The organism is Devosia sp. Z11_6, from assembly GCF_058133665.1.
Window position 1 is genome coordinate 274148 of record NZ_JBYUNQ010000001.1, and the last position, 10826, is coordinate 284973.

The window sequence follows — 10826 nt, forward strand, 5'->3', positions numbered from 1 at the left end:
TTAGCTCGCCTTTTTGCGAGAGGCTGCGGGTTTTTCCGCCGTAGAGCGTGACTTGCTGGTCTTGGGCGGCGCCTTTGCCGTTCCTTTGGCCGGAGCCTTGTCCGAGCCGTTGCTCCCCTCAAGGCTGCTTTTGAGCGCGGCCATCAGATCAACCACGTTGGAGGTATTCGGCTTGTCGTCGGGCGCGTCATCGCTGGCCTCGACCTTCTTGCCCTTGGACTTGAGCTTTTGCGCGATCAGATCGCGGAGCGCCGCCTGATAGTGATCCTTGAACACGCCCGCGTCGAACTTGGCGGTTTTCTTGTCGATAAGGGCGGTCGCGACCTCGAGCAGGTCCGGGTCGGCCTTTTTGGCGGAAATTTCGGCGAAGAACGGGTCGGCCTTGCGGATTTCCTCTTCGTAGTGAAGCGTTTCCATGAGGAGGCCCGTGCCGGTGGGCTTGATGGCGACGAGATATTCCTTGCCGCGCAGAGCGAGTTGACCGAGCCCGACCTTCTGGCTTTCGCGCAGCGCATCGCGGATGACGCGGAAGGCATCCTCGGCCAGGTCGTCGGCCGGGACCACGAAGTAGGGCTTGTCGAAATAGATGGGGTCGATCTCGCAGGCACCAACGAACTGGGTCAGCTCCAGCGTCTTGCGCGTGTCGAGCTTGACGGCGTCGATCTCCTCGTCGGTGAGGAGGACATAGTCGCCCTTTTCGTATTCAAAGCCCTTCATGATCTCGTCGGGGTTCACGGGTCCGACGCCCTCAACCACTTTTTCGTAGTGGATGCGCTGGCCGGTGGGCTCGTGGATCTGGTGGAAAGACGGCTTGGCGTTGCTCTTGGTGGCCGTATAAAGCTCGACGGCAATGGACACGAGCGACAAACGAAGCTGACCTTTCCAGACGGGACGTGACGCTGCCATGGGATACTCGCGCGCGGGGAAACTTTGGCGGTAAACGAGTCCGTGATGGGCTTTGTTCCCGCCCACCCAATTGCGTCAGGCCAGTGCGCCCCCTAAGGTCCATGACCAAGACGAGGCGGAACCAAGGATGGATCAATGGACGGATTTGCGCTTGATGGGCTCAGCATCACGCTGATTGTGCTGGGCATCCTGGCCCTGCTTGTGCTGTTCGCCGGGGCAAAGACGGTACCCCAAGGGTACAACTACACCATCGAGCGGTTCGGGAAGTATACCCGCACGCTCAAGCCGGGTCTAAACCTCATCGTGCCGTTCATTGATGGCGTGGGGAAACGGATCAATGTCATGGAGCAAGTGCTTGACGTTCCTCATCAGGAAGTGATCACCCGTGACAACGCCACGGTGACGGCGAACGGCGTCACCTTCTACCAGATCCTGGATGCGGCGGCGGCGGCCTATGAAGTCACCGACCTGCAAAACGCTATTCTCAACCTCACCATGACCAATATCCGCACGGTGATGGGGTCGATGGATCTCGACGAGTTGTTGAGCCATCGCGACGAGATCAATGAGCGTCTGCTGCGGGTGGTGGATACGGCTGTGTCCCCTTGGGGGGTCAAAATCACCCGCATCGAGATCAAGGATATCGATCCGCCTAAGGATCTGGTTGAATCTATGGGCCGGCAGATGAAGGCGGAGCGCGAGAAGCGCGCGGCGATCCTTGAGGCCGAAGGGCGCCGGCAAAGCGCGATCCTGCAGGCCGAAGGCGCCAAGCAGGCGCAGGTTCTGGAAGCTGAGGGGCGCAAGGAAGCCGCGTTTAGGGACGCGGAGGCTCGCGAGCGGTCCGCTGAAGCAGAGGCCAAGGCCACCCAGATGGTCAGTGATGCCATCGCTTCGGGCAGCGTGCAGGCGATCAACTATTTCGTGGCCAACAACTACATCGAAGCACTAGGCAAGATCGCGACTTCACCCAACCAGAAGGTGTTGATGTTGCCGGTGGAGGCCGCGAGCGTCATCGGCTCTATTGGCGGCATTGCGGAAATCGCCCGCGAGACTTTTGGTGCGCCGGCAGCACCGCCCCGGTCAGCACGGCCGCCTAGCGCCGGCCAGAGCTGAGAAACAGGCCATGCAAGTCATCAGTTTTATCGCAAGCTATGGACCATGGTCCTGGATCGTCGCGGGACTGGTGCTGCTGGCGCTGGAACTGGTGGTGCCGGGCGGGTTCCTGGTCTGGATGGGCATTGCCGGTATCGTCACCGGGCTGATGCTGTTTTTCCAGCCTATTTCCTGGCCGCTGCAATGGCTGCTGTTCGGGGGCCTGTCCCTGATCGCGATCTTTGTCTGGGTGCGCTGGAGCCGCTCGCGCCCGCCGGAAAGCGACCACCCGCAATTGAATGAGCGCGCCGAAAGCCTGGTGGGGCAGGTCGTGGCGCTCCAGGCCCCGATTGAGGGCGGGTTCGGGCGCGTAGCCCTTGGCGATAGTGTGTGGCGGGTGTCCGGCCCCGATTTGCCGCAGGGCACACGGGTGCGGGTGACCGGCAGCAATGGTCCGGTGCTGCGGGTAGTGCCAGCTGACCAGGTTGCTCCCTCAACCAACGCATAGACGCCCGCGTTCAACCTGTTGCCGACACGCCGCCCCGAACGGTTTTTTAACCATACACTGACAGGTTGGCCGCAGCGACAACCCTCGGGCGCCGCGAACAGGCGGGTGGAGCGGGATTTGAGCGTGCGGTTCAAAATGCAGCGGCGGCGATCAGCAGGAGCATGCTTGCTTGGCGTGCTGTTGGCTGCCGGACCGGTCATGGCTGCGTCCGACCATGCCGCCGGCGATGGCTCCGAGACCAGCAATGAGCGGCTGCTCCCCGATGTTTATCCAGCCGAGCCGGTGCTGGCGAGCAGTGCGGGGCTAGCTGAACCCGCGCATCCGTTTTTCGACGTGGATTGGGCAACTGCGCTGCGGGGAACCTATACCAAGTCTACGGATGCCGAGACTTTCGATATCCGGTTCGTCCCGAGCTTCGCGCTTGAGCATGAGGGGTCGAGATCCCAGCTCGGAGCCTCGGGAGAGCTGGAGCTTATCCGGCCGTCCGATGCCGACGAGGTGGATGTTAGCGGCTTGCGACTTAACCTTGAGGGCGGTTACGCGCTGGACAGCGTTACGGCGCTGAGCGGGGCCGCCGACCTGTCCTACGCGCAGGAGCCGGCAAGCACGCCGGGGCTCGCCAATGATATTGCCGAGCCCGCCGCAACGCTGGTGGGCAGCCTCAATGGTGGCGCCACAAGGCAGTTCGGCAGGTTTAATATCGGCGTCACTGGCGCAGTCGCCCGGTATCTTTATGGTCCCACCGAGTTGGTGGATAGGAGGGTCGAGGACAACGAGGACGACAACTACTGGACGCTCGATGGCGGGTTGCGCCTCGGCTTCCAGGCGACTCCCATCTTTGAAGTCTTCGGGAAGGGCAATCTGGGCCGTGACTTGTTTGCACGGCAGACTGGCATGCCGACGCGCGATGCCACCGATAGTTCAGTCAGTGTCGGGGTGGTGGGGCGCTGGAACGAAACCCTTGAGGCGTCCGCCTCGACCGGTTTGGCGTTACGGCGTTTCGATGATGAGAACCTGGAGGAAGTGACGGCGCAATTGTTTGAAGCTGCTGTCACCTACCGGCCCGATTCCACCTGGCGCTTGACAGGGGCTCTGACCACTGATGTGCAGCCATCGGGACCGGACAATGGCGGCACGACCCGGGTGCAATATAGCGCCAGCGCCGATCTGGGTTACACCGTCAATTCATGGCTGGCTCTGCGCGCGCTAGCGGGATGGCACACGGCCCGCTTCGAGGGGAGCGCCGACACGGAAACCGGTTATGGTCTCGGTGCCGGAGCAGATTATCGGGTAAACGCGCATACTGCCGCAAGCGTCGATTATGGCTATGCAAGGACGGACAGCACTGCCGACGGCCGCGATCGCAGCCATCAGCTCAGCCTGGGTGTCACCCTGCGCCGCTAAGGCTCAGAGCTGATCGGACAGGTCGAGCTTGCGCAATTCCTTGAGGAAGCCGTCGCGGATGTCGGGGCGGTCAAGGGCGTAGACGATGTTGGCCATCAGGAAGCCGTTCTTGGATCCGCAATCGAAGGACTTGCCCTCATACTTCACGCCGGTGAACTGCTGGCCCTGCATGAGCGTCTGCATGGCATCGGTGATCTGGATTTCACCACCCGCACCCTTGGTTTGTTCGGCGAGTAGCGAGAAGATTTCGGGCTGCAGGATATAGCGCCCGGAAATGATGAGGTTGGACGGGGCATCGGCGGGCTTGGGCTTTTCGACCATCTGGGTGATGCGGAAGCCATTATCCTCCCCTGGACCACGGGCAACGACGCCATAGGAGGAAACCTCCTCATGGGGCACTTCCTCGACGGCGATGACATTGCCCCCTGTTTCCTCATAGGCATCCATCATCTGCTTGAGCACGCCGGGCGTGCCTTTGAACAGCATGTCGGGCAGCAGAAGGGCGAAGGGATTGTTCCCGACGATGTCACGGGCACACCACACCGCGTGACCAAGGCCCAAAGGTTCCTGCTGGCGGGTGAAGCTGGTGTGGCCCGCCGAAGGCAGGTCCTTGCGCAACTCGTCGAGCGCGGCGGATTTGCCGCGCAGCTCAAGGGTGGTTTCGAGCTCGAACTGGCGGTCGAAATGGTCTTCGATCACGCCCTTGTTGCGCCCGGTAACAAAGACGAAATGCTCGATGCCGGCCTCGCGTGCTTCATCAACCGCATACTGGATCAGCGGCCGGTCTACCACTGTGAGCATCTCCTTGGGGAGAGCTTTGGTTGCCGGCAGGAACCGGGTCCCCAAACCTGCAACCGGAAAAACCGCTGTTCGTACGCGCTTGTGCAATCGTTCACTCCCGAAAGGGTAAAGGCTATGAAGGGGTGGCAACATCTGCCACATAACCCCATCGTGCAACAGTGGGTTGCCCAACAGGAGTTAATCTATGGCCGTTCTGGTAACGGGAGGCGCCGGATATATCGGCAGCCATATGGTTCTCAAGCTTGCCGATGCTGGCGAAGCCGTCGTGGTGCTGGACAATCTGGTTACCGGCTTTGACTGGGCCATCGATGGGCGTGCCAGTTTCGTGCAAGGCTCCGCCTCCGACCAAGAACTGGTCGGTCGGATAATCGCCGATCATGGCATAACCGAGATCGTGCATTTTGCCGGCTCGATTGTGGTGCCGGAATCGGTGAGCAATCCACTGAAATATTACGCCAACAACACCGCCGCCTCGCGCGATCTGATCGAGGCTGCGGTTGCGGGTGGGGTCAAGCACTTCATTTTCTCCTCGACGGCGGCAGTTTACGGCATGACCGGACTGGCGCCAGTTGTGGAAACCACTCCACTCAACCCGATGTCGCCTTATGGCCGCTCCAAGCTCATGACCGAGTGGATGCTGCAGGACGTGGCGGCGGCCCATCCAATGACCTATGGCGTGTTGCGCTACTTCAATGTCGCTGGTGCCGACCCCGAGAAGCGTTCGGGCCAGTCGACGCCGCTCGCGACCCACCTGATCAAGGTTGCCTGCCAGACTGCATTGGGGCAGCGGGCCAAGATGGACATCTTCGGGACCGATTATGAAACGCCCGATGGGACCTGCGTGCGCGACTATATTCATGTCACCGACCTGATCGAGGCCCATGCGCTGCTGCTGGAGCATCTGCGCGGGGGTGGCGAGAGCACGACGCTGAACTGCGCTTATGGGCAAGGCTATTCGGTTCGGCAGGTGGTGGACACTGTCAAATCGGTGTCGGGCGTAGACTTTAAGGTGGAGGAAGGGCCGCGCCGTCCAGGCGATCCGGCATCCATTACCGCAACGGGCGAGAAGGTTCGCTCGCTGCTGGGCTGGACGCCGCAGCACGACGATCTCACCGAAATCGTGCGCACGGCCTACGACTGGGAAAAGCACCTGATGGTGCGCAATCGCTAGGATCGGAACAAAGATGAAGCGACTGCTGGCGGTTCTGGTGTTGAGCTTGGCGTGGCTGTCCACGGCATGGGGGCAGCCGGCGGAGAGCTTTGACAGCTTTGTGGCGAGCTTTCGCGCCAAGGCACTGGCTGCCGGCGTGAGTGCTCAAACCTACGCGGCGGCCATGGACGGGCTCTCGCCCGACCCGCGTACCCCTGGTCTGGTCACCAGCCAGCCCGAGTTTGCTACCCCCATCTGGGACTATATTGATGGACGGGTGACCGGCGAGCGGGTGACGCGTGGCCGCTCGGCGGTCGAGCGCAATGCGGCGCTGTTCGGTGCAGTGGGGCAGCAATACGGGGTTGATCCCTATCTGCTTGGCGCCATTTGGGGCATGGAAACCGATTATGGCACGGTGCTGGGCAACAACTCACTGATCCGGCCGGTGGTGCGCTCGCTCGCGACCCTTGTACACCAGCGTCGCTCGCGGCTTGCGGAAGATGAGGGCGATTTGATTGCGGCGCTGCTGCTGGTGCAGCGCGGACCGTTGGATGCACAGCGCCTTGTTGGCTCCTGGGCCGGAGCGATCGGGCACCTGCAGGTGAACCCATCCAATGTCGTGAAGTTCGGCACGGATGGGGACGGCGATGGCCGGGTGGATTTGCACAACTCGCTGACCGATGCGCTTGCGACCAGTGCGGTTTATCTGCGCGGGCTCGGTTACCAGCCGGGAGTAGACTGGGGCTTTGAGGTCGAGGTGCCACAGGGCTTCGACTATTTGCTGGCGTCGCGCACCCAGATGCGGCCCATCGCGTTTTTCGCTGAACGGGGGATTACCCGGGCGGGTGGGCGCGCCTTTGCCAATCCGACCCTGCCGGTGTTTTTGTATGTGCCGGCAGGGCAGAACGGGCCCAAGTTCTTGCTGACTCAGAATTATCTGGTGCTCAAGGGCTATAACTTTTCCGACAGCTATGCTTTGGCGGTAGCGCATCTCACCGATAGCCTCAAGGGAGGAGGCGCCTTTGCGGAAGCCTGGCCGCGCGACACGGTCTTCCCCAATCTGCAGCAGCGCGAGGCGGTGCAGGCGGCGCTCAAGGCCCTGGGGCTCTATGACGGGGCGGTTGACGGACGACTGGGGCCGATCACGCAGGAGGCTTACGCGCGCTTTCAGGCGAGCCGCGGTGAGGTGGCGGACGGCTTCATCACGCGCGCTGCTTATCAAGCCTTGGTGTCTGCAGCACGCTGACATCGAGGGCCATGGTTTTGACACTGCGCCTGGGCTAATATAGCGCCATGCGTATCAAGGCTCCTTTTGTCCGTGTTGCTGTGGCCCTGTGGATCGCCGTGTTCATCTTCGTGGACGTGGCGCCGGCCTTGGCACAACCTGTTCCCGACATCTTAGTCGCCCAGCAGCAAAAGCGACGGACCTTGTTTGACCTGCTGTTTGGCGAGGAGCCTCAGGCCGCTCCCCCGGTTGAGCAACCGCGCCGGGTGCAGCCGCGCCAACAGGAGCAACGCCAGCAGCCGCGCCAGGAGCCACAGCAGCAGCAAAGGCGGCGGGAGGCGCCCGCGGCAGCTGCGCCGCCCCCAAAGCCCACCGTCGAAAAAGCGGCGGATGCAACCAAGCTGGCCGTGTTCGGCGACTCCATGGCTGTTGATCTCGCCAAGGCGCTGGAGCGCTTCTACACCGAAGACCCAAACCTGGTGGTGATCGATCAGGGTGTGGGTGATTCCGGCTTTGTGCGACAGGATCATTTCAACTGGACGGCAGAGGTCGAAGAGGAGATCGCCGAGGGCAGCTTCGATCTGGCGGTGGTGATTATCGGGCTCAATGATCGCCAGGAGATCAAGGCGGAAGGCGAGACGCTGGAGCCGCTCAGCGAGCAGTGGAGCCGCCTCTACCAAGGGCGGATTACCGAGTTCCTGCAAAAGCTGCGTGCAGCGCGCAAGCCGGTCCTGTGGGTGGGACTGCCACCGATGTCCAAGAACGATTATTCAACCGCGATCAGCCAGATCAATGCCATTCAGCGGCTGGCCAGTTTCTCAGGCGGCGCCGAGTTCCTCGACATCTATGAACGGTTTGTAGGTGAGGACGGCAAGTACGCCACCTATGGTCCAGATGTGAACGGGCAGAACGCCCGCATGCGCCGAGATGACGGCATCCATTTCTCCTCGGCAGGAGCGGACAAGCTTGCCTTTTACGTCAGCCAGTCACTGCGCACCTTTTACCGCGGTGGTGGGGTGAGCGTGGCGGTTGCCGATCCGCTCGCCGGCACCGATGCCGCGGCGATGCTGCGGCCTCCTTTTCAGGGCTTGGGGCAAATCCGGCTGCTTGAAGTGGCAGGGGCCATTATCCCGCTTAACCGCGCCCCGGCTCGCGCCGGCGATCTGTTAACGGCAACCGGTGCGCCGAGCCCCACGCCAGCGTTCACGCTCGATCAGTTGATGAATGCCCCGATGGGGCGGGTGGATGCGTTCGGCGTGGGCATCAATCCGGAAGCAGTACCAGCCGATAATGGCGCAAGCCCGCTCTAGGATCGCTACTTCAGAGCGGGCCTGATCTAATCGAGGAAACGCACCGCGCCGATATAGGGCAGGTTGCGATTGCGTTGCGCGTAATCGATGCCGTAGCCGACAACGAATTTATCGGGGATGTCGAAGCCGATCCATTTGGCGTGCACATCGGTTTCGCGGCGGCTCTGTTTGTTGAGCAGTGCACAAACCTCGACGCGCCGGGGATGGCGGGTTTGCAGGATTTCGAGCACATGCTTGAGCGTGTGGCCGGTATCAACGATGTCCTCGACCACCAGCACGTCGCGGCCCGCGATCTCGCCACGCAGATCCTTGAGGATGCGCACTTCCCGGCTCGACTGGGTGGAGTTGCCGTAGGAGGAGGCTTCCAGGAAATCCACTTCGACCGGCAGATCGAGTTCGCGCACGAGATCGGCGATGAAGATGAACGAGCCGCGCAGCAGACCCACCACGACCAGCTTGTCGGTGTCGGCGAAATGCGCCGAGATTTCCTTGGCGAGAGCTTCCACGCGGGCAGCGATGGCCTTGGCGGAAATCAGTTCGTGGACAACATAGGCCGGGGAAGTCATTGGCGGGGTCCGAAGCAGGTTGATGAGGCGGGATCGCTCCCGCCCACCAGAGTTCAGCGGGGCAGGGCGGTCTTGCCCATGAGATCGAGATCGATGGCGCGAGCGGCCTGACGACCCTCGCGAATCGCCCAGACCACGAGGGACTGACCACGCCGCATATCGCCGGCGGTGTAAACCTTCTCTACGCTGGTTTTGTAGCTGAACGTATCGGCAAACAGGTTGCCGCGCTTGTCGAGTTGCGCGCCCAGCTGGGTCAGCATACCCTCCTGGACCGGACCGGCGAAGCCGATTGCGAGCAAGACCAGATCAGCCTTGATCACGAATTCTGTGCCGGGGATCGGCTGGCGCGCGCGATCGACGCGGGCGCATTCAACGCCGGTGACCTGGCCCTTGGCATTGCCGATGATCTTCATCGTCCCAGCGGCAAATTCCCGAATGGCGCCTTCAGCCTGGGACGAAGAGGTGCGCATCTTGACCGCCCAGTTGGGCCAGTTGGTCAGCTTGTTTTCCATTTCCGGCGGCATGGGGCGCACATCAAGCTGGGTCACCGCAATGGCGCCCTGGCGGAAGGATGTGCCCACGCAGTCCGAAGCGGTGTCGCCGCCGCCCACAACGACCACATGCTTGCCCGCGGCACTCAGCACAGCGTCCTCGGGGATGGGCTCGCCACCCAGGCGCCGGTTCTGTTGCACGAGGAAAGGCATGGCAAAGTGCACGCCATTGAGTTCAACGCCTTCAGCAGAGACGTCACGCGGCTTTTCGGCGCCACCGCACAGCAGGATTGCGTCGTGACGCGCCTGCAGGTCGGATAAGGGTCGGGTAACCCCGATATTCTCGCCATAGTGGAAGGTGACGCCTTCGGCGGTCATCTGTTCGACCCGAAAGTCGATATGGTCCTTTTCCATCTTGAAGTCTGGAATGCCATAGCGCATCAGGCCGCCAGCCTTGGGCTCCCGCTCATAGAGATGCACATCGTGCCCGGCGCGCGCCAATTGCTGGGCTGCGGCCATGCCGGCCGGGCCACTGCCGACCACCGCGACCGACTTTCCGGTCTTGATGGCTGCGACCTGCGGCTTGACCCAGCCTGAGCGGATGGCCTTATCGGCGATAGCCTGTTCCACGGTCTTGATGGTGACCGGGGTGTCCTCAAGATTGAGGGTGCAGGCTTCCTCGCAGGGCGCCGGGCAGATGCGGCCGGTGAACTCGGGGAAGTTGTTGGTGGAGTGAAGGTTGCGTGAGGCTTCCTCCCAGTCCCCGTGGTAAACGAGGTCGTTGAAATCCGGAATCTGGTTGTGCACCGGGCAGCCCGTATCGCCGTGGCAGAACGGAATGCCGCAATCCATGCAGCGCGCGGCCTGATCGGCAACGCGCCCTTCGGTCATCGGGATGGTGAACTCACCAAAATGGCGCACCCGATCGGATGCCGGCTCGTAACGCGGTTCTTCGCGTTCGATCTCAAGAAAGCCTGTAACCTTGCCCATATTAAGCCTTAGCTGACCGTCTATCGATGGTCGTCAGAAGTGGATGTCGCCGTTGACGATGCCGAACCTGCCCTAGCGTACTGCTGGCGATCCGCGTCCCTGGCCGGTTACGTCCTGGCAGCTGCCGTCAACATAGGTGAAACGGCGCAGATTAGGATGCACAAAGCCGTTGGCCATCTGGCTTTTGATCGAACGCAGGGAGGCGTAGTAGTCGCGCCGGCAATCCGCCAAACTAAGTCCGGGTCGACCAAAGGTCAGCTCGATGCGCTGCTCGCCATCGGGCGACAAGAACTGAGCGACGATGGCGATTTCCTTTTCTGCAGCGGCGACGGGCCAGGTGGTCAAGCAGAGGGAAGCGGCGAGTACAACGATTCTTAACATGA

The 10826-nt window shown here is 61.8% G+C and carries 11 protein-coding genes; 6 read left to right on the plus strand and 5 right to left on the minus strand.

What is annotated here, in order from left to right; all coding sequences use genetic code 11:
• Window positions 1–906 (minus strand): non-homologous end joining protein Ku, encoded by a 906-nt coding sequence (ku, locus tag AC3YMN_RS01295; RefSeq protein ID WP_489888643.1) that lies wholly within the window; start codon window positions 904–906, stop codon window positions 1–3.
• Window positions 907–1041: 135 nt separating this feature from the next.
• On the opposite strand from ku, the gene AC3YMN_RS01300 reads away from it, so the two are divergent.
• The 3 genes from AC3YMN_RS01300 to AC3YMN_RS01310 all read left to right on the plus strand — a co-directional run bounded on the left by AC3YMN_RS01300 (window position 1042) and on the right by AC3YMN_RS01310 (window position 3910).
• Window positions 1042–2019, plus strand: coding sequence for an SPFH domain-containing protein (locus AC3YMN_RS01300; RefSeq protein ID WP_127754056.1), 978 nt, complete (start codon window positions 1042–1044; stop codon window positions 2017–2019).
• Between the two features lie 10 nt (window positions 2020–2029).
• Entirely contained in the window at window positions 2030–2506 is a 477-nt protein-coding gene (locus AC3YMN_RS01305) for an NfeD family protein (RefSeq protein ID WP_489888644.1), read from the plus strand.
• Between the two features lie 198 nt (window positions 2507–2704).
• Window positions 2705–3910 (plus strand): outer membrane beta-barrel protein, encoded by a 1206-nt coding sequence (locus AC3YMN_RS01310; protein ID WP_489888645.1) that lies wholly within the window; start codon window positions 2705–2707, stop codon window positions 3908–3910.
• A 3-nt stretch (window positions 3911–3913) separates the two neighbouring features.
• On the opposite strand, the gene galU is transcribed toward AC3YMN_RS01310, so the two are convergent.
• Window positions 3914–4843 (minus strand): UTP--glucose-1-phosphate uridylyltransferase GalU, encoded by a 930-nt coding sequence (galU, locus tag AC3YMN_RS01315; protein WP_127754053.1) that lies wholly within the window; start codon window positions 4841–4843, stop codon window positions 3914–3916.
• A 52-nt stretch (window positions 4844–4895) separates the two neighbouring features.
• Here galU and galE point away from each other — a divergent pair, with 52 nt between their 5' ends.
• The 3 genes from galE to AC3YMN_RS01330 are packed head-to-tail and all read left to right on the plus strand — an operon-like array spanning window position 4896 to window position 8396.
• Window positions 4896–5882, plus strand: coding sequence for a UDP-glucose 4-epimerase GalE (gene galE, locus AC3YMN_RS01320; RefSeq protein WP_489888646.1), 987 nt, complete (start codon window positions 4896–4898; stop codon window positions 5880–5882).
• A 13-nt stretch (window positions 5883–5895) separates the two neighbouring features.
• Entirely contained in the window at window positions 5896–7107 is a 1212-nt protein-coding gene (locus tag AC3YMN_RS01325) for a lytic murein transglycosylase (protein ID WP_489888647.1), read from the plus strand.
• Between the two features lie 47 nt (window positions 7108–7154).
• Complete coding sequence (locus AC3YMN_RS01330) at window positions 7155–8396, plus strand: SGNH/GDSL hydrolase family protein (protein WP_489888648.1); 1242 nt, start codon at window positions 7155–7157, stop codon at window positions 8394–8396.
• A 26-nt stretch (window positions 8397–8422) separates the two neighbouring features.
• On the opposite strand, the gene hpt is transcribed toward AC3YMN_RS01330, so the two are convergent.
• The 3 genes from hpt to AC3YMN_RS01345 form a co-directional block, all read right to left on the minus strand.
• Window positions 8423–8962: a hypoxanthine phosphoribosyltransferase gene (hpt, locus tag AC3YMN_RS01335; protein WP_489888649.1), complete on the minus strand. Its 540-nt coding sequence runs from the start codon at window positions 8960–8962 to the stop codon at window positions 8423–8425.
• A gap of 53 nt (window positions 8963–9015) precedes the next feature.
• Window positions 9016–10443: a glutamate synthase subunit beta gene (locus tag AC3YMN_RS01340; protein ID WP_489888650.1), complete on the minus strand. Its 1428-nt coding sequence runs from the start codon at window positions 10441–10443 to the stop codon at window positions 9016–9018.
• Window positions 10444–10515: 72 nt separating this feature from the next.
• Window positions 10516–10824: a hypothetical protein gene (locus AC3YMN_RS01345; RefSeq protein WP_172124242.1), complete on the minus strand. Its 309-nt coding sequence runs from the start codon at window positions 10822–10824 to the stop codon at window positions 10516–10518.
• Between the last annotated feature and the right edge of the window lie 2 nt (window positions 10825–10826).